Origin of the sequence: Pseudorhizobium halotolerans, assembly GCF_902153235.2 — a bacterium.
Lineage (GTDB): Bacteria > Pseudomonadota > Alphaproteobacteria > Rhizobiales > Rhizobiaceae > Neorhizobium > Neorhizobium flavum.
On record NZ_CABFWE030000005.1, the window covers coordinates 1,111,443 to 1,135,384 of the forward strand.

A 23,942-nucleotide genomic window follows, 5' to 3' on the forward strand; every position below is an offset into this window, starting at 1 on the left:
CTGCGCGAGGTCGCGTCCAAGACCAATGACCTGGCCGGCGACGGCACCACGACTGCAACCGTTCTCGCCCAGGCCATCGTCAAGGAAGGCGCCAAGGCCGTTGCCTCCGGCATGAACCCGATGGACCTGAAGCGCGGCATCGATCTCGCCGTGGATGCGGTGGTTTCCGAACTGAAGAACAATGCCCGCAAGATCTCCAACAATTCCGAAATCGCCCAGGTTGGCACGATCTCTGCGAACGGAGACACCGAGATCGGCCGCTATCTGGCTGAAGCCATGCAGAAGGTCGGCAATGAAGGCGTCATCACGGTTGAAGAAGCCAAGACCGCTGAAACCGAACTCGAAGTCGTCGAAGGCATGCAGTTCGACCGCGGCTATCTTTCTCCTTACTTCGTCACCAATCAGGACAAGATGCGCGTCGAGCTCGAGGATCCCTATATCCTGATCCACGAGAAGAAGCTCTCCAACCTGCAGGCCATGCTGCCGGTCCTGGAAGCCGTCGTTCAGTCGGGCAAGCCGCTCCTCATCATCGCTGAAGACGTCGAAGGCGAAGCCCTCGCAACGCTCGTCGTCAACAAGCTGCGCGGTGGCCTCAAGGTTGCCGCCGTCAAGGCTCCCGGCTTCGGCGACCGTCGCAAGGCGATGCTCGAGGATATTGCTATCCTGACGGGCGGCACAGTCATCTCCGAAGATCTCGGCATCAAGCTGGAGAACGTCACGCTCAACATGCTGGGCCGCGCGAAGAAGGTGTCGATCGAGAAGGAGAATACGACGATCATCGACGGCGCCGGCTCCAAGGCGGAAATCGAGGGTCGTGCCAATCAGATTCGGGCGCAGATTGAGGAGACCACTTCGGACTACGACCGCGAGAAGCTGCAGGAACGCCTTGCAAAGCTCGCTGGCGGCGTTGCCGTGATCCGCGTCGGCGGCTCGACGGAAGTCGAAGTGAAGGAGAAGAAGGATCGCGTTGACGACGCGCTGCATGCTACGCGCGCGGCCGTCGAGGAAGGCATCCTCCCGGGTGGCGGCGTAGCCCTGCTACGTGCAGTCAAGGCTCTCGGTGACGTGAAGACGGCCAACCCCGACCAGAAGGTCGGCATTGAAATCGTCCGCCGCGCCATCGAGGCTCCGGTACGCCAGATTGCCGAGAATGCCGGTGCCGAAGGTTCCATCATTGTTGGCAAGCTGCGCGAGAAGACCGAGTTCTCCTTCGGCTGGAACGCCCAGACCAACGAGTACGGTGACCTTTACGCCATGGGCGTAATCGATCCGGCCAAAGTCGTCCGGACCGCGCTCCAGGACGCAGCCTCGGTTGCTGGCCTTCTGGTGACGACGGAGGCAATGATCGCCGAAAAGCCGAAGAAGGAAGCCGCTCCCGCAGTGCCTGCCGGAGGCATGGACTTCTAGTCAGTCTACAGGACAGCCCGGCCTCGCAAGGGCCGGGCTGCTCTCCATCTAGATCTCGCAGGCTTCTCTCAGAGCGGCAGGGCGACCGCCTCCGTCGAAGGAGCCGTGCCACTGTCCGTGCTGGCATCCGCAGCGACGTCGGGGTCCTCATCACTGCTGAGATCCTCCGCCTCTTCGACGACGGCTTCCTCCCCTGTACCATCAGTGGCCACGTCCTCGCCCTCTGCCGTCTCGACGGGCTCGCCCTCCTCTAGAGCAGCCTCGTCCTCGTGAGGGGGATTGGCTGCGATGGCCGCCTGAAGCTCGAGAGCTTGACGCACCTCGTCGATCTTGCCGACCGTCGTGCCAACGCCCAACACCTCCTTGGACCATGACAGGGCTTCCGGGCTCAGGGTCCCGCCTTTCGTAGCCGCAGCAAGTGCTGCCTCCAGTGCTGCGTCGCCCAACTCTGGATCATCAATGGCCGGGGGCGCACCGTTGGCGATCTCATACTGCGCATAGGCGATCGCGAATGCCGAGATTGCGCTGATGCGCGGATCGGCCGAGTTCATCAGCGCCTTGTAGTTGCGGTTCAGGGAATTCAGGCCCGCGAGCTGTGCCGCCGGCTTCTTGGTTGGAACCGCCACTAGGGCAGGCTTGCTGCGGGTCTTCTCCACCCGCGTCACGGCAGCCTTGCCGGCCTTCGTAGTTTGAGCTGATCGCGCCTTGGTTTCCTTCGTCGACTTGGTTGTCTTTCCGGATTTGGCGGAAGACCCCGACTTCGCAGACTTGCCGCCCCCCTTCGATGAATTTCCGGATTTGCCGCCGCGACGGTCGCTGCTTTTACCGCCGTCGAAGATGCCTCCAAAGAGGCTGCTCCAACCGCCACCATTCCCGCCATGGGAGGTAGAACTGTTGCCGCCGCTCCTGCCACCTCCGCCACCGTTGCCGCCACCGCCGCCATTCCCGCCGCCATTGCCGCCACCGCCGTTGCCGCCACCGCCGCCGTTCCCTCCTCCGCCGCCGTTGCCGCCGCCTCCACCGTTGCCGCCGCCTCCACCGTTGCCGCCGCCGTTGCCGCCGCCTCCACCGTTGCCGCCGCCGCCGCCGCCGCCGTTACCTCCTCCTCCGCCGCCACCGTCGCCTCCCTTGGCCAACGCAAAGGATGAGAAGTCGGCCGCGCCAAAGGCGAGCGGCGATGCCGCGATCACGAGCGAAAGGCCAAGAAGTGTGAAGAGTTTCGGTAAACGCATGCAGTCCCCCAGGTTTGGAGGCCGTAGGCTAGACTCTCGCAGACACCTGTCGAGCGATGACTGGTTTCAGGGTGAAGAACTAATTTAAGGACACGCTACAATTCCACCGGGGCGCGGTGCGTCAAAAAGATAGTGGGATTGAGTTGGGGTCGTGTTACACTTCACGGGCAGTGCAACTGCTGCAACTCCTGGACGTTCACTGGACGTCTTGGCCATCCGGCCGGAAGACCTGACATCATGGGAGGATGATATGCAGAATGTTCCTTGGCAAAAACCTGTGACAACCAGCGTCACCGCCGTCTCCAGCGCGTTTGAGGCGCTCGATCTCTTGGATCATCACTGGCCCAACATCAAAGGCCCCCGCTTCGTCAAGGCGCGGTATGCCTGCCTTGCCGCCCTGGATGGCCGCGAATCCGCGGAAGTTGCGCGCGAAACCTTCAAGGATGCCGTTGCCGAGGCGCACCTGAACTAGGACGTATTCGAAGGGAACAAGCCCGCGGCCTTGTCGTTAAGCTCTCGAAGCAAACGCCAAGGCCCCTGCGATGAATTCTGTTCCCACATTCAATGCTCCGGTCTCCCGCCTTACACAGCCCCCTCGCATCTACTACGTCCACCCTCTTCTACTGAAGGGATACGAAGCTTGGGATGAGGTTTTCGCTCATGCGAAGGCCTTGGGTTTCGATAGCGTCCTGACCGCTCCCTTGTTCCAGCGCGGAAGCAGGACGAGCATCTTCGTCTCAAGGACCTTCGATCAACTGGACGCCGACCTTGGTCTCGGCGAGGAAGTCGATGACGGCCTGTCCCGTCTGTCGAAGATGGCGGCAGACCAAGGCCTCCGGCTCATGCTCGACCTCGTCATCGACCGGTTTGCGCGCGAAGATCGCGGGACCGGCGATATAGCGGCTGATCCTCGGATCGGTCCCGATGCCAGCTGCAGCCAGTCCGTCGACCTTTTCCCGAGCGAGACGACCTACAACTATCTCGAGGAATGGCGGAAACGGATCGGCACGCTCGTGGAGTGCGGGATCTCCGGCTTCCGCTGCCTCGGCATCGAGAGGGTTCCGGAGGAAGCATGGTCGTCACTGATCAAGGCGGCGCGGAACCATCGACAAGAGGTTTCGTTTTTCGCTTGGACCCCCGGCACCGGTTTTGAGCGGAGACGCGGCCTTAGCCACACAGGGATGGACGGCTGCTTTTCCTCCTTCGCATGGTGGAACCTGCAGGACGGCTGGCTTTCCGAAGAACATGACGTCCAGCGTGGACTGGGCGTCCAGATCGCTTTTCCAGAAGCCCCCTACGGCAAGCGGCTCGCCCACGGGTCGGAGGGCTGCGAGGTCCTGCAGCGAAAGGCGTTGCGGTCGTTGAAGCTTGCTAGCCACTTCGGCGGCGGCCTCATGATGCCCATGGGCTTTGAATTCGGCGTTTCCACACCGCTGGACCAGATGTTCGGTGATGGCTTGGGGCTCGCAGGTCTGAGGGATCAGTCGACCTATGACATCGGCGGTGAGATTCGCTCTGTCAACGATACACTTCGACAGGAGCAGGGGCAGTTCCAGCAACGTCCTTTCACCCTGATCTCTGCAGCGAACACACAGGTCGTCGCTATCGTGCAGTCGAACCGTGAAGATCTACGGAGCTCCGACAGGCTGCGGGTGGTCCTCGTCAACCGCGACCTGAGGCAGACGGCAGCCCCTCCCCTCAATGCTATCCACCAGCTCGCGTCGTCATTCCTGCCACTGAAAGAGATCGAAGGCTCCTCCGGCCCAAGGTTGAAGCCGGCGGAAGTGCGCGTCCTGGAAGGTCGCGTCTCCAAGCCAATCCTCTCCGCGTCTTCGCTTCCGAATCTGGCAGTGGCGGCGGCCGCACCACGCCTGGCGATCGAGAAGATCACGCCCTCCGTGGATGAAGGCCGCTTCGTAGTGAAGCGGGTGGTCGGCGAGACCGTCCGGGTCGAGGCAGACATATTCGGCGACGGCCACGATCCGCTGGCGGCCGTGCTCCTGTGGCGGCCGGCTGACGAGGACGACTGGCAGGAAGTCCGCATGCAGCTGTTCGAGAACGATCGCTGGCGGGCGGAATTCACGCCACGGCGCATGGGCCGCCACGAGTTCGCGATCGAAGCCTGGCGAAATCCCTTCGCCATCTTCCGCTACGAGTTCACCAAGAAGCACGACGCGCGGCTGGACCTTAAGCTGGAGATCCAGGAAGGGATCAACCTGATCAAGGACGCCGTTGCTTCGGCGGAAGCAGCATTAAAGACCCGGCTGCAGAGACTTGTCGATGATCTGGACGAGGCCTCGGACGCGCAACGGATCGAGCTCCTGCTTGCACACGAGACGTCCGAACTCATGGCCAAGGCAGATCGCCGACCTTTCCGGCTCCGATCGCAGATCATCCCCCTCGACGCCGAGCGGCTCGGAGCCTCATTCGCCAGCTGGTACCAGATCTTCCCCCGGTCGCAGAGCGGTGATCCCAACCGGCATGGGACCTTTGATGACGTCATCAATCGCCTGCCAGCTATCCGGGAGATGGGCTTCGACGTCCTCTATTTCCCACCGATCCACCCGATCGGCTCGACCAACCGCAAGGGACGCAACAACAGCCTGAAGGCGCTGCCGGGCGATCCCGGAAGCCCTTATGCGATCGGCTCGGAGGAAGGTGGCCACGACGCAATCCACCCCGAGCTTGGAACCTTCGAGGACTTCCGCCGCCTCGTCGCCGCAGCGCACGAGCATGGCCTCGAGATCGCCCTCGATCTGGCGATCCAGGCGTCCCCCGACCACCCGTGGTTGACGGAGCACCCAGGCTGGTTCGACTGGCGGCCGGACGGGACGATCCGTTACGCTGAGAACCCGCCCAAGAAGTACGAAGACATCGTCAATGTCGACTTCTATGCCAAGGACGCCGTTCCTGCGCTATGGCAGGAGCTTCGTGACCTCGTGCAAATGTGGGTGGACCAGGGCGTGAAGCTTTTCCGGGTCGACAACCCGCACACCAAGCCCTTCCCGTTTTGGGAATGGCTGATCGCCGACATCCGCTCCCGCCACCCGGACGTGATCTTCCTGTCGGAAGCCTTCACGAAGCCCAAGGTCATGTACCGGCTGGCGAAGATCGGATTTTCGCAATCCTACACCTATTTCACCTGGCGCAATGCCAAGTGGGAACTCGAGCAATATATGCGCGAGATCACCACCGAAGCTCCGAAGGACTTCTTCCGCCCGCACTTCTTCGTCAACACGCACGACATCAATCCCGACTTCCTCCAGAACGCGCCCCGCCCGGCTTACCTGATCCGGGCAGCTCTCGCGGCGACCCTTTCCGGGCTCTGGGGCGTCTATAACGGTTTCGAGCTTTGCGAAGGTCGACCAGATGCCAAGCGCAAGGAATATGCCGACAGCGAGAAGTACGAGATCCGGGCCTGGGACTGGGACCGGCCGGGCAACATCAAGCACGAGATCGGCCTCCTGAACCGCATCCGCAAGGAGAACCCGGCACTCCACTCGCATCTGGGCCTCACGCTTCTCACCGCCTGGAACGACAATGTCATGTTCTTCGAGAAGGCGAGCGCCGGCCGGGAAAACGTGCTGCTGATCGCGATCAGCCTCGATCCCTACAATGCCCAGGAAGCGGACGTCGAAATCCCGCTCTGGTCATGGAACCTGCCGGACCACGGATCACTTTCCATGGAGGACCTGATCTCGGGTCAGAAGTTCACCTGGACCGGGAAAATGCAGCGGCTGCGGCTGGAGGCCGGAATGCCGTTCGCCATCTGGCGCGTGAGATAAGGGAGGTTACGAATGGATACCCTGCAGTCGCAGGCTCAGGTTATTGCTGACCCTCTGTGGTACAAGGATGCGATAATCTACCAGCTTCACATCAAGTCCTTCTTCGACGCCAATGGCGACGGGATCGGCGACTTCAAGGGTCTGCACGAGAAGCTGGACCACATTGCCTCGCTTGGTGCGACTGCGATCTGGCTTTTGCCGTTCTTCCCCTCGCCTCGCCGGGACGATGGTTACGACATCGCCGATTACGGTGACGTAAGCCCCGACTACGGAACAATGGATGACTTCAGGGCTTTCGTCGATGCGGCTCACGAGCGCGGCATCAGGGTCATCATCGAACTTGTCATCAACCACACGTCGGACCAGCATCCCTGGTTCCAGCGGGCACGGCACGCACCGCCCGGATCGCCGGAGCGCGACTTCTATGTTTGGTCGGATACCGACCAGAAGTTCCCCGAGACGCGTATCATCTTCCTGGACACGGAGAAGTCCAACTGGACCTGGGACCCGGTCGCCGGCGCTTACTACTGGCATCGCTTCTATTCTCACCAGCCGGACCTCAACTTCGACAATCCAGCAGTGCTTGATGAACTCCTTGAGGTCATGCGGTTCTGGCTCGAAACCGGGATTGACGGCTTCCGCCTCGACGCCATCCCCTATCTGATCGAGCGGGAAGGCACCATCAACGAGAACCTGCCCGAGACCCACGACATCCTGAAGAAGATCCGCGCGGCACTCGATGCCACCCATCCGGGCAAGATGCTGCTCGCCGAGGCCAACCAGTGGCCGGAGGATACCCGCGAGTATTTCGGCGATGGCGACGAATGCAACATGGCATTCCACTTCCCGCTGATGCCGCGCATGTACATGGCAATCGCCAAGGAGGATCGCTTCCCGATCACCGATATCATGCGGCAGACACCGGAAATCCCGGAAAACTGCCAATGGGCGATATTCCTTCGCAATCACGACGAGCTGACGCTCGAAATGGTCACCGACGAGGAGCGGGACTATCTCTGGAATACCTATGCCGCTGACCGGCGCGCCCGCATCAACCTGGGCATCCGCCGCCGGCTCGCGCCTCTTATGGAACGCGACCGCCGCCGCATCGAGCTGATGAATGCGCTCCTCCTCTCCATGCCCGGGACGCCCGTCCTCTACTACGGCGATGAAATCGGCATGGGCGACAACATCTATCTGGGCGACCGTGACGGTGTCCGCACGCCAATGCAATGGTCGCCAGACCGCAACGGCGGCTTTTCCAAGGCCGACCCTGCACGCCTCGTCCTGCCTCCCATCATGGACCCGCTTTACGGTTACGAGGCGGTCAATGTCGAAGCACAGGTCGCAGACGCCCACTCCCTCCTCAACTGGACCCGCCGGATGCTGGCGCTGCGCGGCAAGCACTCCGCCTTCGGTCGCGGCAGCCTGCGCTTCCTCGCGCCGGGGAACAGGAAGATCCTCGCCTATTTGCGCGAGCATCAGGGGGAGACGATCCTCTGCGTCGCAAACCTATCGCGCCTGCCGCAGGCCGTGGAACTCGACCTATCCGAATTCGAAGGGCGTGTGCCGATCGAACTCACGGGCATGTCGCCCTTCCCGCCGATTGGCCAGCTGACCTACCTGATGACCATGCCGCCCTACGGCTTCTTCTGGTTCCAGCTGGTTGCGGAAGCCGACGGACCGGCTTGGCGCTACGAGCCACCGGAGCAACTGCCGGACCTCGTGACCATGGTCATCCGCCGCGACCTTCACGAGCTTCTGGAGGAGGCACGGGTTGCCGGCACCCTGTCCCGCGAAATCTTGCCCGCCTACGTTTCCAAGCGCCGCTGGTTCGGGTCTAAGGGCGAGCGGCTGGATGGGGTGAGCCTCGTGTCGGCGACGCCTCTCCCCTTCGTCGGCAACATCCTGCTCGGCGAACTGGAAGCCAATCTGGAAGGTCACACCGAAACCTACCTCCTCCCGCTTGCCGCAGCCTGGGACGAGACGCATCCATCCGCTCTAGCCCAACAGCTTGCGCTCGGCCGTATCCGCCAGGGACGACGCGTCGGCTTCCTGACCGACGGCTTCGCAATGGAAAGCATGGCCCGGGGCATCATCCGCGCCCTGTGCGAGAGGTCACGGGTATCCGGGCGGGCCGGGACACTCGAATTCATCGGCACCGAAAACCTGGACTGCATGGGCATCACCGACGAGATGCAGGTGCATTGGCTCTCCGCCGAACAGTCCAACAGCTCGCTGATCGTCGGCGACATGGCGATGATCAAGCTGATCCGCCACATCTTCCCGGGCATTCATCCGGAAGTGGAGATGACGCGCTACCTCACCAAGGTCGGTTTTGCGAACACGGCCCCCCTGCTGGGCGAAGTGGCGCGTATCGCCCCCGACGGCAGCCGCTTCACCCTCATCATCGTCCAGGGCGCCCTTCGAAACCAGGGCGATGCGTGGACGTGGATGCTCGGCAATCTACGCCGCGGCATGGACGAAATCCTGCTTACTGGCGGGGAGGACGAGGTCATCCACGACCAGTTCCGGCCGCTGGTGGACTTTGCCGGCACGATCGGCCAGAGACTGGGAGAACTCCATGTCGCGCTCGCCCGGGAGACGGACGATCCGGACTTCAAGCCGGTCAAGGCGACACAGGACGACGTGGTGACCTGGCGACAGTCGGTCACGTCGCGGATCGAAACCGCTCTGGACATTCTGACAAGCGAGACTGCAGACCTCGAGGCCTCCGTCGCACAGCGCGTCCAGCCCCTTCTCGCGCGGCGGGAGGAGCTTCTCGCGGCTGCCGCGCGCCTCGCGGATGCGGCGGAGGGCGCCCTCATGACGCGCCATCACGGAGACTTCCACCTTGGCCAGATCCTCGTGGCGGAAAGCGATGCCTACCTGATCGACTTTGAGGGCGAGCCTGCCCGCGACCTCGCCGACCGGCGCGCCAAGTCGAGCCCACTTCGCGACGTGGCCGGCCTGCTCCGTTCCTTGAGCTATCTGGCGGCAACCGCCGATCTCGAGCAGGATGTCGTGGTGGATGCCGATCAGACGCGACGTCACCAGATCGTGGACTTCTTCGGCAGGGAAGCGGAACAGGCCTTCCGCGAACGCTATTTCGACGCGCTCGCGGCAGCACCCGCCCTTAACATGGACCCTGCGAAGCGCAATGCGGTGCTGGACTTGTTCCTGCTCGAGAAGGCGGCCTACGAGATCGCCTACGAAGCCCGGAACAGGCCCAAGTGGCTTCCCATACCGCTCGAAGGCTTCGCCCAAATTTCAACGAGGCTCCTGGAGAATTCTGAATGAACCTTGAGCGCGCTGAACTCCTCGCCAATCTCGATTACGGTGCCCTTCACGCTCTCGTGGAGGGACGCCATGGCGATCCATTCTCGATCCTTGGTCGCCATCCGGTTGGTGACACTCATGTCGTCAGGGCGCTCCTCCCGGGCGCAACGGCAGTTGACGTGGTCGATGCCGACAGCGACGCTGTGATTGCGAGGATGGAGCAGGTATTCCAAGGCGGTCTCTTTGCCGCCGATATCGGCAGCCACGGCACCTACCGGTTCCAGATCCACTGGCCCGATGCGGTCCAGGAAACGGAGGATCCCTATTCTTTCGGTCTGCTCCTCGGCGAATTGGACCTCCATCTGATCGCTCAGGGAACGCATTATGATCTGGCGCGGGCGCTGGGTGCCCAGCCGATCGAAGTGGAGGATGTCTCCGGCGTCCGCTTTGCCGTCTGGGCGCCGAATGCGCGCCGGGTCTCGGTGGTCGGCGACTTCAACGCCTGGGACGGACGGCGCCATCCCATGCGGCTTCGCGCATCCGCTGGCATCTGGGAGCTATTCGTCCCGAGGCTCGGTCCGGGCGAACGCTACAAGTTCGAGATCATCGATCGCAACGGCCACACGCTGCCGCAGAAGGCCGACCCTGTAGCCCGCGCCAGCGAGGCGGCACCCTCCACTGCCTCGATCGTCGCGTCTAATGCACCCTTCCGCTGGAGTGACGACGAATGGATGCGTCGGCATGACGTACGCGAAGGCGAAGGCGCAATGTCCGTCTATGAGGTGCATCTGGAATCGTGGCTGCGCATCCCGGAGGATGGCAATCGCAACCTCGACTGGATCGAACTCAGCCAGCGTCTGATCCCTTACGTCGCCGACCTCGGCTTCACCCATATCGAACTCCTGCCGATCATGGAACATCCGTTCGGGGGGTCCTGGGGCTACCAGCCGCTCGGCCTGTTCGCGCCGACCGGTCGCTATGGGACCCCGGAAGATTTCGCCTATTTCGTGGACCGATGCCATGCAGCAGGCATTGGCGTCATTCTCGACTGGGTACCGGCGCACTTTCCGACCGACGTCTGGGGTCTCGCTCGTTTCGACGGCACCGCCCTTTATGAGCACGAGGATCCGCGCGAAGGCTTCCACAAGGATTGGAACACGCTGATCTACAACCTCGGGCGCAACGAGGTGAAAGGCTTCCTCATTGCCAGCGCGTTGGAATGGCTTGAGCACTACCATGTGGATGCGCTCCGCGTCGATGCGGTCGCCTCCATGCTCTACCGCGATTACAGCCGCAATGCCGGCGAGTGGATACCGAACCAGTATGGTGGTCGGGAAAACCTGGAGTCGGTCGAATTCTTCAAGCACTTGAACAGCATCATCCACCAGCGCTGTCCGCATGCCTTCACGGTGGCCGAGGAATCCACTGCGTGGCCGGGCGTCACGCGTCCGCCGGAGGAAGGCGGGCTCGGCTTCGACTTCAAATGGAACATGGGGTGGATGCATGACAGCCTGCATTACATGCAGGAGGATCCGGTCTATCGGAAATATCATCATGGCATGATGACGTTCGGAATGGTCTACGCCTATTCCGAGCGATTCATGCTGCCTCTGTCACACGACGAGGTGGTCCACGGCAAGGGCTCCCTCCTCGGCAAGATGCCCGGCGACATCTGGCAGAAACACGCGAACCTGCGAGCTTATTTCGGCTTCATGTGGGCCCATCCGGGCAAGAAGCTGCTCTTCATGGGCGGCGAGATCGCGCAAGGAACCGAGTGGAACCATGACAGCTCGGTGCATTGGGACCTGCTGGACGATCCGATGCACGCCGGTGTGCAGCGACTGATCCGTGACCTCAACCATCTTTATGCAGCCGAACCTGCGCTTCAGTACGGCGACCTTCATCCAGAGGGCTTCGAATGGGCCGTTGGAGACGATGCCGAAAACTCGATCTTCGGCATCATTCGGTGGTCGCAGGATCGCTCATCCTGCATTCTTGCCCTGTCGAACATGACCCCCGTGCCCCGCCACGATTACCGGCTGGGCGTACCACGTCCGGGTCGATGGGTAGAGGTGCTGAACTCTGACGCCTCCTGCTACGGTGGCTCCAACCTCGGGAATGTCGATGCGTGGACGGACGGGGTTCCCTCGCATGGCAAGGAGCAATCGGTGCAACTGGTGCTTCCACCTCTCTCGACCATCTACCTGCGCTGGAAAGGCTGACGGCCGATATCAGTCGTCGCTGTGCCAGAGCGTAGCGATGGCTTCGCCTCCAAGCGGATCGCTCTGCGGAACCGGCAGTGTAGCAATGATGTGGAGCCCCGCTTCGCCCGGCGCGTCCCGCCGAAGGTCGGGGTCCTGTCCGGGCGGATAGCCCCCAATGACGAGGAAATCGTCGCTGGCCGACAAGCGGCAATGCCCGGTACCGGCCGGCAGGATCAGGCAATCGCCCGCAGCCACCTTCACTTCCCGGCTTGCCGGCCCCCCAAGCATGACGACGCCCTGGCCGCGAGCAATCCCCAGCACTTCATGCGCCATCGTGTGGTAGTGATGATAGTCGAAGATGCCGTTTCGCCAGATCCCCTGCCAGCCGTTGCGGGCATAGGTCTTCTCGAAGGTCGTTGCCAGATCGCCCTCCGCCGCCGCAATTCCGTGGCAGACGATCACCGGCAGATGCGGATTGTTGGGAACCCAGTCGTTTTCCGAAAGAAAGAAGTGATCGATCACCATCTGCCGCCTCCATGCCGTCTCGCAATGCTAAGCTAGGCGACAATGGGCACATGGCCAGAGGCGACAGCTACTCGGCAGCCGATTTCGCCTCAACCTCGATTTCGTAGGAATAGCCATCGAGCATCTGATAGGCCTGTTCGATGGTCGCGATCTGCGCTTCGGCCTTGCCGATCGCCTCGGTTATCGATTCACTCCGGGCCCGCATCATGCTGCCGAGAAAATCGGTTTCCGGCCGCTTGCCTATCCGATCCAGGTGGTTGCGGATCCTCGCCCGATGTCTCTCCAGTTCGAGAATATGGAAGCGGACGTTGACGATCTTGTCCGTCAGCTTGCGCCGCATTGCAGCCACCGGATCGAAACTACCCGGTTCCCGCTCGTCCAGGATGAAGTCGTTGATCAGGCCTTCCAAGACCAGCAGGCCCTCGAGGTCCTTGGTATCGGCCAAGGTCGGATCATAGCCGGTTTCGTCGAAAACCTTGCGCCGCACCGGGTCGGAGAGCAGCTCGTAGGACGTCTTCAGCTTGGCAAAGGCGTCGATGTCGCCGCCGGTGTCCGGATGGGCGTTCTTTGCGCGCTTGCGATAAGCGGTCTTGACCTGTGCGGCGTCGGCGTCGCGCGCGACGCCGAGGGTCTCGTATGGATCGATCAACGTGTCCCACCTGATTTTCGGCCATGCTCCAGCCGCTCAAGGTCTAGAGGTTGATGCCGCTTTGCTCAAGCAAGAACCTCGTTTTCCCCATCGGCGAGCGACGCACTTAACCCGGGGTTTGGGCGATATAACGGCGGGCGATCAGCCAGCAGATCAAGGCCCAGGTCGCACCGGCACACCAGCCGCCGAGCACGTCCGTCGGATAATGTACACCAAGATAGACGCGGCTCAAACCGATGATGAAGGTGAGGAAAACCGCAACGCCGATCGTGTAAAGGCGCGTCGTGCGCGTCGGTTCGGCCCCTGAGAGAAGCGCTCCCAACGTTAAATAAGTCGCGGCTGACACCATGGCATGACCACTCGGAAAGCTCAGGTCATGGACCTCGACCAGATGCGGTACGATATCGGGACGCGGGCGCGCCACGCCAACCTTCAACGCGGCGCTCAGAGCCCATCCACCAGCCACCGACACGAGCGTGAAAAGCGCGATCCTCCCTCTGCGAGCGAGTAGCAGGTAACCGACCACCATCGCCGTCATCAGCGATAGCACGGTCACGCCGCCAAGCGCGGTGATATCATCCATGGCATGCGGCAGCCAGTTCGGCCCGATTGGATTGACCGGGTCTGCAGCCGAGCGAAGCAGCAGGAGGAATTGCTCATCGAAAGCGTGCGTATCCCCTTCGATAACCTCTCCTGTAAGCTGCAGGAAGAGAAACAGACCGCCGGCTGCGACGGCAATAAGAATAAGGCTCATCGGCTCGAACGTTAAGATCCGGTCGATGATCTTGCGGCCAACCCTCTGATCAAACACCATTCCTCACTCCTGAAGATCTCTGCCGTCGCTCACGTTCGTAGCGCATGCCGTGCCTCACTTAGGGAGGGTTCCCGGATAATGCGATACCTGGCCTCGATCACACCATAGGCACCAAAGGCGAATAGCCCAAGCGCCGCCAACCCGTAGAGAACGCCACCAAAGGGCAGGCTCCGCACCCAGGCCAACGCATCCGCCGTGCTCCCCCCCTGCTGCGGGTCAACAGCCCAGGCCGCATACAGGAAGAAAACGCCGATAATGACAAAGATCGCTCCGCGTGCGGCCAAGCCATAGATGCACAGAAGGTCGAGAAGCCGCTTATGCCCGCCGCTGATGCGGACGAACTTTTCGTATCGCTGCGTCACACCCTTGTGCACCTGCACCGCACCGGCCCCGATCACCACGAGGCCGAGAGCTGCAACCAGATATGGCCCGAATGGTTGCTGCATCAGCCAGGCGGTCCAACTTTCCCGGCTGTTACCGGAGCCACTGCCGAACGAAATCTTCAAAGCATGCCCGATGGCGTAAGACGCGAGACCCGTATAGGTGGCGGCACTCACGAACATAGCTGCTCGAATAATGTAGCCCTTCATGTTGTTGTCGTGTTGGTCGGCATTCAGGACTGCCTGCGCCAGCCGCCAGACGATGAAGCCAACCAAGCCGACACCGATCAGTCCGAGCCAGACCGCGCCAAGCGGCTGCTCGAGGACCATCTGCATCGCTGATTTCGAATCCGCTTCCCCGCCGCCAACAGTCGAAAGCAGAGCCATGCCTCCGACCAGGATGTAGACGATGCCGCGGGCGGCGTAGCCCGAACGCGCCAGCCATTCGGAACTCAGTCGATCCATTCGCACTCTCCCGTAAAGACAGGCGAACGCGCAGCCCCGCGGCCGGTTCCGGCATGTGCCAGACAGAAAAGGTGAAGGCGCGTCGGGGCGCGCCTTCATGACAGGATGGCGCAGGGTCAGCGTCGCTGGTTATAGACGTCGACGCAGACTGCGCCGAGCAGCACGAGCCCCTTGATCACCTGCTGGTAGTCGATCCCGATCCCGAGGATCGACATACCGTTGTTCATCACGCCCATGATGAAGGCTCCGATAACCGCACCGGTCACCTTGCCCACGCCGCCATAGGCCGAAGCCCCGCCGATGAAGCAGGCCGCGATGACGTCGAGCTCGAAGCCGAGGCCGGCCTTGGGCGTCGCCGTATTTAGGCGGGCAGCGAAGACAAGGCCCGCAAGAGCAGCCAGGACACCCATGTTGACGAAGGTGAAGAAGGTCAGCCGCGCGGTCTTGATGCCGGATAGCGCCGCAGCTTTCTCGTTGCCGCCCACCGCGTAGATCTGCCGCCCGAGGATGGTTCGGTTGGTGAAGAAGGCATAGGCCGCGATCAGCAGCGCCATGATGATCAGAACGTTCGGCATGCCCCGGTGCGAAGCGATCAGGTAGGCGATATAGCTTACAATCGCGAAGATGACGATGTTCTTGGCTACGAAGAAGCCGAAGGGCTCCGTTTCCACATCATGCGAAACACGACGCGCCCGGCTCTGGAAATTCTGCCAGACAAGCAGCGCGGCCAGGGCCAGCCCAAGGATGAGCGAGGTGACATAGAGGCCGTTTGCCGAGGTGATGAGTTCCGGGATGTAGCCCGACGACAGCTTCTGGAATGTCGGATCGAACGGGCCAATCGAACGACCGCTCAGCACGGCGATCATGAGGCCACGGAAGACCAGCATCCCTGCCAGGGTCACGATGAAGGACGGGATCTTGAAATAGGCGACCCAGAATCCTTGAACCGCCCCGATCAATCCGCCGAGCACCAGGCAGAGGATGGCGGCAACAACGAAATGTACGTCGTACTGCACCATCAACATGGCTGCGACTGCGCCGATGAAACCGGCGACGGATCCGACGGAGAGGTCAATGTGTCCGGTCACGATCACCATCAGCATGCCAAGCGCCATGATGACGATGTAGCTGTTCTGCAGGATGATATTGGTCAGGTTGAGGGGCTTGAGGACAACGCCGTCGGTCGCGAAGTAGAAGAAGATCACGATCGCCAGCAGCGAGATCATCATCCCGTACTCGCGCAGGTTCTCCTTCCAGAAGCCGGTGCCCCGCTGAGGCGAGGCCATGGTGTTGGGCGGGTTACTCATTCTTCCCTCTCTTTGCGGCGCATGATGGCACGCATGATGTTCTCTTGTGTGGCCTCCTCTCCGGCCACTTCACCGACGAAATCGCCCTCGTGCATCACCATGATCCTGTCGCAGATGCCGATGAGTTCCGGCATTTCAGACGATATCACGATGACAGCCTTACCGGCGTCCGCCAGTTCGTTGATAATCGAATAGATCTCGTATTTGGCACCGACGTCGATGCCGCGGGTGGGCTCATCGAGGATCAGCAGATCCGGGTTGGTGAAGAGCCACTTCGACAGCACCACCTTCTGCTGGTTGCCGCCGGAGAGTTTGCCCGTCTCCTGGTAGACGTTGTGGCTGCGGATGCGCATGCGGTTGCGGAACTCCTGGGCCACCTTCATTTCGCGGATGTCGTCGATGACGCCGCGCGACGAGACGCCACCGAGATGCGCCAGGGAGACGTTCTTGCGGATGTCTTCCGGCAGGATCAGTCCGAGCTGCTTCCGGTCCTCGGTGACATAGGCCAATCCCGCCTTGATGGCCCTGTGGACGTCGGACACATCGATGTCCTTGCCGCGAAGGCGCACCGTTCCCGAGATATCGCGTCCCCAGGAGCGGCCGAAGAGACTCATGGCAAACTCGGTGCGGCCGGCTCCCATCAAGCCCGCAATGCCGACAACTTCACCGGCTCTGACATGCATGGAGACGTTCTTGACGACGTGGCGCTCGGAATGCTGCGGATGGTAGACCGACCAGTCCTTCACCTCGAAGATCACGTCGCCGATCTTGGGTTCGCGCTTCGGATAGCGGCTTTCCATGTCGCGATCGACCATCCTGCGGATGATCTCGTCCTCCTCCACCACGCCTTCGTGGCAGTCGAGGGTACCGACCGTGCGGCCGTCCCGAAGCACCGTGATACGGTCCGCGACGGCGGAAATCTCGTTCAGCTTGTGGGAGATCAGGATCGAGGTGATCCCTTGGGCCCGAAATTCTTTCAGGAGCTCCAGCAGCGCCGCGCTGTCCCTCTCGTTGAGGCTGGCGGTCGGTTCATCGAGGATCAGCAGTCGCACGTCCTTCGACAGCGCCTTTGCGATTTCGACTAGCTGCTGCTTACCGACCCCCAGATTGGTGATTAACGTGTCCGGCGCTTCGCTGAGACCGACTTTCGCAAGCAGCGCCTTTGTGCGCTCGTGGACGGCCGACCTGTCGATGATGCCGAAGCGCGACGGCGGGTTCGACAGGAAAATGTTCTCCGCGATCGACATCAGCGGAATGAGTGCCAGTTCCTGATGGATGATGATGATGCCGAGTGCTTCGGAATCGTTGATGTCGCGGAACTGCCGCTCCTGACCGTCGAAGAGGATCGAACCTTCGTAGCTGCCATGCGGATAGACGCCGGAGAGGACCTTCATCAGGGTCGATTTTCCCGCACCGTTCTCCCCGACCAACGCGTGAATCTCTCCCTCGCGCACGGTGAAGCTGACGTCGGAAAGCGCCTTGACGGCGCCAAATGATTTCGAGATGCCACGCATCTCGAGAATGGGCGGTTGATCCGCCGAAACCACGGGTGCAAGCATCCGGAACTCCGTGTGAGATGAAGGCGCCCTCGTCGGGCGCCTTCCCATGCCTTACTTGATCTGGTCGGCGGTGTAGTAGCCGCTGCCGACAAGCACTTCTTCCCAGTTGTCCTTGTTCACGACCACCGGCTTCAGGAGGTAGGACGGCACGACCTTGACGCCGTTGTCATAGGTCTTGGTGTCGTTGACTTCTGGCTCCTTGCCGCCCATCACGGCGTCGACCATGTCGACCGTCACCTTGGCAAGCTCGCGGGTATCCTTGAAGATCGTCGAGTACTGCTCGCCGGCAAGGATGGACTTGACCGAAGGCACTTCCGCATCCTGACCGGACACGATCGGCATCGGCATGTCGCCGGAACCATAGCCGACGCCCTTCAGCGACGACAGGATGCCGATCGAGATGCCGTCATAGGGCGACAGTACCGCATCGACGCGCTTGTCGGCATAGGTCGAGCTCAGAAGCGCATCCATGCGCGCCTGTGCAGTCGCACCGTCCCAGCGAAGCGTCGCCACCTTGTCCATGCCGGTCTGGCCGCTGCCGACGACGAGCTCGCCGCTGTCGATCATCGGCTGCAGAACGCTCATCGCGCCGTCATAGAAGAAGTAGGCATTGTTATCGTCCGGTGAGCCGCCGAAGAGCTCGATGTGCCAGGGGCCTTCCCTGCCGCTGGCCTTCAGGCCGTCGACGATGGACTGCGCCTGCAGGACGCCCACCTGGAAGTTGTCGAACGTGGCGTAGTAGTCGACATTAGCGCTGTCACGGATCAGGCGGTCATAGGCGATGACCTTGATGCCCTGATCGGCGGCCTGCTGCAGGACGTCGGAAAGCGTCGTGCCGTCGATCGAGGCGATCACCAGCACCTTGGCGCCCTTCACGATCATGTTCTCGATCTGCGAAAGCTGGTTCGGAACGTCGTCTTCCGCATACTGCAGATCCGTCTCGTAGCCGCGCTCCTGCAGCACCTTCACCATGTTGTCGCCATCGGCAATCCAGCGCGCCGAGGACTTGGTCGGCATGGCGACGCCGACGAGGCCCTTCTCCTGCGCAGACGCCGGTGCGGCAAATGCCATGGACGCCAGCATTGCGGCTGTCGTCAGATACTTCATAAACTTCATGACTGCTCCTCCAAATGAACGGGCTCCACGACCCGCAGGTAAAATGGGACGGAGACCCCCTGCCCCCGCCCCCTCCGTCAACTCAGTGGTTGTCGCGCGGAATGCCTTCCGTCTGCGCGATCCGCTGGTATTTCACGGCGGGCTCGAGAACCGCACCCGATTCCATCTGCCCGACAATGCCGCGCTGGATTTCTTGCCAGGGCGTCTGGTGCTTCGGATAGTGATAGCCCCCCTGGGCGTCGAGCTCGCGGCGGCGCGTCGCCAGTTCCTCATCGGAGATCAGGATGTCTGCCTTGCCGCGACCGACATCGATGCGCACGCGGTCGCCCGTCTTCAACAGCGCCAGACCCCCGCCAGCAGCGGCTTCAGGCGAAGCGTTGAGGATGGAGGGACTTCCGGACGTGCCGGACTGACGACCGTCACCGATGCAGGGCAACGAGGTAACGCCCTGCTTGAGCAGGTAGTCGGGCGCACGCATGTTGACGACTTCAGCCGCACCGGGATAGCCAATCGGCCCCGCACCGCGCATGAACAGCACCGTATTGGCGTCGATTTCCAGCGACGGGTCGTCGATCCGCTTGTGGTAGTCCTCCGGCCCATCAAAGACCACCGCACGACCTTCGAACGCGTCAGGGTCGTCCGGATTGGACAGGTAGCGGTCGCGGAACTCGGGCGAGATGACACTGGTCTTCATGATCGCCGAGGAGAACAGGTTGCCCCGCAGCACGCGGAAGCCGGCGCGCTCCTTGAGCGGCTGGTCGAAGGGGCGGATGACCTTCTCGTCCTCGATGATCGCGCCGCGGCAGTTCTCGCCGATCGTCTTGCCGTTCACCGTCATGGCGTCCTCGTGGATGAGGCCTTGGCTCATGAGCTGGTTGACGACCGCCGGAACCCCACCGGCATGGTAGTAATCTTCCCCAAGGTACTCACCGGCCGGCTGCAGGTTGACGAGCAGCGGGACGTCTTCCCCATAGGTCTGCCAGTCATCGACCGACAGGTCCACGCCCATGTGGCGGGCAAGGCCGTTCAGGTGGATCGGCGCATTGGTGGAGCCGCCGATCGCGGAGTTGACGCGGATGGCGTTGATGAAGGCTTCGCGGGTCATGATGTCGGAGGGCTTCAGATCCTCCTTCACCATCTCGACGATCCTGAGCCCCGTCAGGTAGGAAACCTCCTGGCGGTCGCGGTAGGGCGCCGGGATTGCGGCAGAGCCCGGCAACTGCATGCCTAGCGCCTCGGCGAGCGAGTTCATCGTCGTCGCCGTGCCCATGGTGTTGCAGTAGCCGGTGGATGGCGCCGAGGAAGCAACGAGCTTGACGAAGCCCGCATAGTCGATCTCGCCCTTCGCCAGAAGTTCACGCGCCTTCCAGACAATCGTGCCCGAACCGGTCCGCTCGCCGCGGAACCAGCCGTTCAGCATCGGTCCTACGGACAGCGCGATCGAGGGGATGTTGACCGTCGCGGCAGCCATGAGACAGGCCGGCGTGGTCTTGTCGCATCCGATCGTCAGCACCACGCCGTCAAGCGGATAGCCGTAGAGGACCTCTACGAGGCCCAGATAGGCAAGGTTGCGGTCGAGCCCGGCGGTCGGCCGCTTGCCGGTCTCCTGGATCGGATGAACCGGGAACTCGATGGCAATACCGCCTGCTTCGCGGATGCCTTCGCGCAGTCGCTTGGCCAGTTCCAGATGATGGCGGTTGCAAGGCGAAAGGTCGGAACCGGTCTGGGCGATGCCGATGATCGGCCGATCCGACTGCAGCTCGGCCTGGCTGAGGCCGAAATTCATGTAGCGCTCCAGGTAGAGCGCCGTCATGTCGGCATTGGCCGGATTGTCGAACCAGGCGCGGGAGCGAAGCTTGCGCGCTTCGCCACGACGGTGGTCGGTCTCGGCGATCTCGGTGGAGGGCAGGTTCTCGGAATTGCTCATGTTCTTCTTCTCAAGCGTTGAATGGGGACGGACGGCGTGGATGCCGTCCGTCCTCGAAAGCCTCTACGGCCGTGCGTCGTCCCAGCATGAAGGCGTCAGCGACATGCACCAGCGGCGTGAAATCGGCATCGATGCGACTGTCACCGACCAGCGAAACGAAGTGACGGTACAGGTTGCGGTATTCCTGGTCCTCCTCGACGATCCGTGGTTCGCCGTCGACAGTCAACCGGCTGCCGCCATGGGTCAGCACCACCGGCCCCTCGGCCGTGTCGATCCGGATGTCCCAGGTCTGCGGCCCCGTCTGTCGCCAGTCGAGTTCGGCTTCGACGGGAACCCCTGAAGCGGTCTCGAAAGACAGCTTCGCGGCGATCGGCGCGGCGCGGTTTTCCGGGAAGAAGAGGTCGGAGCGCACGAGGTGGAACGCCTCCGGCAGGATGCGGGTCACGATCGACAGCGCGTTGATTCCGGGGTCGAACACACCAAGGCCGCCAGGCTCCCAGATCCAGGCCTGGCCCGGATGCCAATGGCGCACGTCCTCCTTCCACTCAACCGCAACGCTGCGGATGGTGCGGCCGGCGAGCAGGGCGCGTGCCGGCTCGACGGCGGCGGCTTCCCGCGAATGCCATGTGGAGAACAGGCTGACATGTTCCTCCCTCGCCAGCGCCTCCAGAGCATAGACCTCCGCCAGCGTCGCACCGGGCGGCTTTTCCAGCATGACATGCTTGCCTGCCAAGAGGGCCGCCCTTGCCTGCGCGAACCTACCTTGCGGCGGCGTGCAAAGGGATACGGCATCCGCTTCTATGTTCGAGGCGAGGAGCTCGTCGATGTCGTTGAACGAGGCAATGCCGTCCAATGCAGCATTGCGGCTCGCAACGGCGACGAGCTCGATTCCCGCAGTCGCGGCGATCGCCCCGAGATGCTGATCCCTGGCGATCTTCCCGAGCCCGACAATGGCGAGGCGGATGGTCATGGCGATCTCAGAGCTTGCGGACGGAGACCGGTGTCGCCGCGGCGACGGTCAGCCTGTTCACGAGCGGGAGCTTGAAGGGCTCGGCCGAGATTTCGAAGACGTCGCCCGGCTCGGTCTTCACGCCCTCCGAGAAGGAAAGCGTTGCCGTGCCGAAGAAGTGGACATGCAGGTCTCCCGGTCGGCGGAAGAGATCATACTTGAAATTGTGGTGCTCGAGGTTGGCGAGTGAATGGGACATGTTCGCCTCGCCGGAGACGAAGGGTTTGTCGAAGATCACATCGTCGCCGCGCCGGATACGCGAGGTCCCCTCCACGCTCTGCGGCAGGTCGCCAACGAGAAGTTCCGGGCCGAGTGCTGCCTGGCGGAGCTTTGAATGGGCGAGCCAGAGATAATTGCCTTTCTCCGTCACGTGATCCGAGAACTCGTTGGCGAGACAGAAGCCGAGACGATAGGGCGTGCCATCGGGGCCGACCAGATAGATGGCGGCCAGTTCCGGCTCCTCGCCGCCGTCGAGTGCAAAGGCTGGCGACACGAGATCCTCGCCTGTGGCGCGCAGCTGCGAACCGTCGCCCTTGTAAAACCATTCGGGCTGCACGCCCTCCTGCCCATCGGCCGGCTTGCCGCCCTCCACGCCCATCTGGAACATACGCATGGAATCGGTCGGCTTCTCCGCCGCCTGCGCCGCCTTGTGCATCTTGTCGCGTCCGTCGGCAGAACCGAGATGCGTGAGGCCGGTTCCGGCGACGAAGAAATGCGCGGGATCGGGGTGCGCGACAGGAAGGCCGAGACGCCCCTCGCGGCCTGCAAGCTCCAGGTCCACCTCCACTCCGTAGCCAAGCGCATCGACCCTTTCGGCAAGCGACTGGCCCGCCTCGATGGCGCCCTTGGCCAACTCGTAGGTAGAAGTCACGCCACGGACAACCCGAGCCGATCCGACACCATCCCATGCGACAACCACCTGGCTGTCGCCGTCACGCACCTGAAGAATTCGAAGCATGGATCCTCAACCTGAGCATTTGCCATGATGCCGACGCGGCACCCTCCTCCCATCACCTCGAGGCAATGGAACATTAATAGCACTATTGGACGCGAAGCAGGCTTGTCAAGGCGAGGATAGATTATCAGGCTGTCTGACAACTATAAAATGAAAGTGACATTTTCCCTCCACATTTCAATATGTTAATACCGTGTCGAGGTATCCCTTCCACAAATTCCCAACTGACACCGGTCAAAAACGTCTTGCAAAAGTATGACAATATGCAAACTGTGTAGCGTCCATATGCCAATCATCTTCTGGGAGGATTTAAGATGAAGAAGGCTCTTGCGGCGGTTACCGTCGCCTTTACCGCATGCCTCGCATCCACCGTTTCCGCGCAATCATTGACCGTCGGCTTCTCGCAGATCGGCTCCGAGTCCGGCTGGCGTGCTGCCGAAACGACCGTGACAAAGCAGGAAGCTGAAAAGCGGGGAATCGACCTCAAATTCGCCTACGCACAGCAGAAGCAGGAGAACCAGATCAAGGCCATTCGTGGCTTCATCGCTCAGGGGGTCGACGCAATCCTCGTGGCTCCCGTTGTCGCCACCGGCTGGGAAGCAGTGTTGAAGGAAGCCAAGGAAGAGGAGATCCCCGTCATCCTGCTCGATCGCCAGATCGAGGCGCCTGACGATCTCTACCTCACCGCCGTCACGTCCGATCAGGTTCACGAAGGCAAGGTCGCCGGAGACTGGCTCGTGAAGGAGGTGGGCGACAAGGAGTGCAAGGTCGTCGAACTCCAGGGCACCACCGGTTCCTCACCTGCCATCAACCGCAAGAAGGGCTTCGAGGAAGCCATCGCAGGTCACTCCAACATTACCATCGCCCGTTCGCAGACCGGGGACTTCACCCGCACCAAGGGCAAGGAGGTCATGGAGAGCTTCATCAAGGCGGAAGGCGGCGGCCAGGATATCTGCGCTGTCTATGCCCACAACGACGACATGGCTGTCGGCGCAATCCAGGCGATCAAGGAAGCGGGATTGAAGCCGGGCTCCGACATCAAGATCGTCTCGATCGACGCCGTGCCGGACATCTTCAAGGCCATGGCGGACGGTGAAGCCAATGCGACGGTGGAACTGACGCCGAACATGGCCGGACCGGCCTTCGACGTTCTCGAAGCCTATCTGAAGGACAAGACAGAGCCGCCGAAGTGGATCCAGACCGAGTCCAAGCTCTACACGGCCGCTGATGATCCGATGAAGGTCTATGAGTCCAAGAAGGACCTCGGCTACTGATCGAGCCGGAGGGGGCGCTTCGGCGTCTCCTCCCTAAACCAACGGCCGGAACCGT

The 23,942-nt window shown here is 61.9% G+C and carries 17 protein-coding genes; 6 read left to right on the forward strand and 11 right to left on the reverse strand.

Features of this window, described 5'->3' with window-relative positions:
• The coding region (gene groL / locus FN060_RS10400) for a chaperonin GroEL (RefSeq protein WP_244665736.1) at positions 1-1,407 on the forward strand (1,407 nt) is incomplete at its 5' end.
• A 68-nt stretch (positions 1,408-1,475) separates the two neighbouring features.
• On the opposite strand, the gene FN060_RS10405 is transcribed toward groL, so the two are convergent.
• Positions 1,476-2,639 (reverse strand): hypothetical protein, encoded by a 1,164-nt coding sequence (locus tag FN060_RS10405; protein WP_210310628.1) that lies wholly within the window; start codon positions 2,637-2,639, stop codon positions 1,476-1,478.
• Positions 2,640-2,847: 208 nt separating this feature from the next.
• Between FN060_RS10405 and FN060_RS10410 the strand changes: the two genes are divergently transcribed.
• The 4 genes from FN060_RS10410 to glgB all read left to right on the forward strand — a co-directional run bounded on the left by FN060_RS10410 (position 2,848) and on the right by glgB (position 11,925).
• Positions 2,848-3,111 (forward strand): DUF982 domain-containing protein, encoded by a 264-nt coding sequence (locus tag FN060_RS10410; protein WP_244665738.1) that lies wholly within the window; start codon positions 2,848-2,850, stop codon positions 3,109-3,111.
• Between the two features lie 70 nt (positions 3,112-3,181).
• Positions 3,182-6,424, forward strand: coding sequence for an alpha-1,4-glucan--maltose-1-phosphate maltosyltransferase (locus tag FN060_RS10415; RefSeq protein ID WP_142587971.1), 3,243 nt, complete (start codon positions 3,182-3,184; stop codon positions 6,422-6,424).
• A gap of 12 nt (positions 6,425-6,436) precedes the next feature.
• Positions 6,437-9,724, forward strand: a complete 3,288-nt coding sequence (treS, locus tag FN060_RS10420; RefSeq protein ID WP_142587972.1) for a maltose alpha-D-glucosyltransferase — start codon at positions 6,437-6,439, stop codon at positions 9,722-9,724.
• Positions 9,721-11,925 (forward strand): 1,4-alpha-glucan branching protein GlgB, encoded by a 2,205-nt coding sequence (gene glgB / locus FN060_RS10425; RefSeq protein ID WP_142587973.1) that lies wholly within the window; start codon positions 9,721-9,723, stop codon positions 11,923-11,925. The genes treS and glgB overlap by 4 nt, the downstream gene beginning before the upstream one ends.
• A gap of 9 nt (positions 11,926-11,934) precedes the next feature.
• Here the strand turns inward: glgB and FN060_RS10430 are convergent, their stop codons facing one another.
• From FN060_RS10430 to araD1, 10 genes are all read right to left on the reverse strand, one after another.
• Positions 11,935-12,432, reverse strand: a complete 498-nt coding sequence (locus tag FN060_RS10430) for a cupin domain-containing protein (RefSeq protein WP_142587974.1) — start codon at positions 12,430-12,432, stop codon at positions 11,935-11,937.
• A 67-nt stretch (positions 12,433-12,499) separates the two neighbouring features.
• Complete coding sequence (locus FN060_RS10435; protein WP_077546671.1) at positions 12,500-13,081, reverse strand: J domain-containing protein; 582 nt, start codon at positions 13,079-13,081, stop codon at positions 12,500-12,502.
• 106 nt (positions 13,082-13,187) lie between these two features.
• A complete protein-coding gene (locus tag FN060_RS10440; RefSeq protein WP_142587975.1) occupies positions 13,188-13,895 on the reverse strand; it encodes a phosphatase PAP2 family protein in 708 nt (235 codons plus the stop codon).
• A 29-nt stretch (positions 13,896-13,924) separates the two neighbouring features.
• Positions 13,925-14,740: a DUF1206 domain-containing protein gene (locus FN060_RS10445; RefSeq protein ID WP_142587976.1), complete on the reverse strand. Its 816-nt coding sequence runs from the start codon at positions 14,738-14,740 to the stop codon at positions 13,925-13,927.
• A 116-nt stretch (positions 14,741-14,856) separates the two neighbouring features.
• Entirely contained in the window at positions 14,857-16,047 is a 1,191-nt protein-coding gene (mmsB, locus tag FN060_RS10450) for a multiple monosaccharide ABC transporter permease (protein ID WP_142587977.1), read from the reverse strand.
• Positions 16,044-17,606, reverse strand: coding sequence for a multiple monosaccharide ABC transporter ATP-binding protein (gene mmsA, locus FN060_RS10455; RefSeq protein WP_142587978.1), 1,563 nt, complete (start codon positions 17,604-17,606; stop codon positions 16,044-16,046). Before mmsA ends, mmsB begins: the two co-directional genes overlap by 4 nt.
• 51 nt (positions 17,607-17,657) lie before the next feature.
• Positions 17,658-18,722, reverse strand: a complete 1,065-nt coding sequence (gene chvE / locus FN060_RS10460; protein ID WP_142587979.1) for a multiple monosaccharide ABC transporter substrate-binding protein — start codon at positions 18,720-18,722, stop codon at positions 17,658-17,660.
• An 82-nt stretch (positions 18,723-18,804) separates the two neighbouring features.
• Complete coding sequence (locus FN060_RS10465) at positions 18,805-20,649, reverse strand: IlvD/Edd family dehydratase (RefSeq protein WP_077546676.1); 1,845 nt, start codon at positions 20,647-20,649, stop codon at positions 18,805-18,807.
• A gap of 10 nt (positions 20,650-20,659) precedes the next feature.
• The gene (locus tag FN060_RS10470) at positions 20,660-21,619 is read right to left on the reverse strand and encodes a Gfo/Idh/MocA family protein (RefSeq protein ID WP_142587980.1); all 960 of its coding nucleotides are present in this window, start codon (positions 21,617-21,619) and stop codon (positions 20,660-20,662) included.
• Between the two features lie 7 nt (positions 21,620-21,626).
• Positions 21,627-22,616, reverse strand: coding sequence for an AraD1 family protein (araD1, locus tag FN060_RS10475; protein WP_142587981.1), 990 nt, complete (start codon positions 22,614-22,616; stop codon positions 21,627-21,629).
• 311 nt (positions 22,617-22,927) lie between these two features.
• Here araD1 and ytfQ point away from each other — a divergent pair, with 311 nt between their 5' ends.
• Positions 22,928-23,887 carry a galactofuranose ABC transporter, galactofuranose-binding protein YtfQ gene (gene ytfQ, locus FN060_RS10480; protein WP_142587982.1) on the forward strand — a complete coding sequence of 320 codons (960 nt, stop codon included), beginning with the start codon at positions 22,928-22,930 and terminating at the stop codon, positions 23,885-23,887.
• The last annotated feature ends 55 nt before the right edge of the window (positions 23,888-23,942 follow it).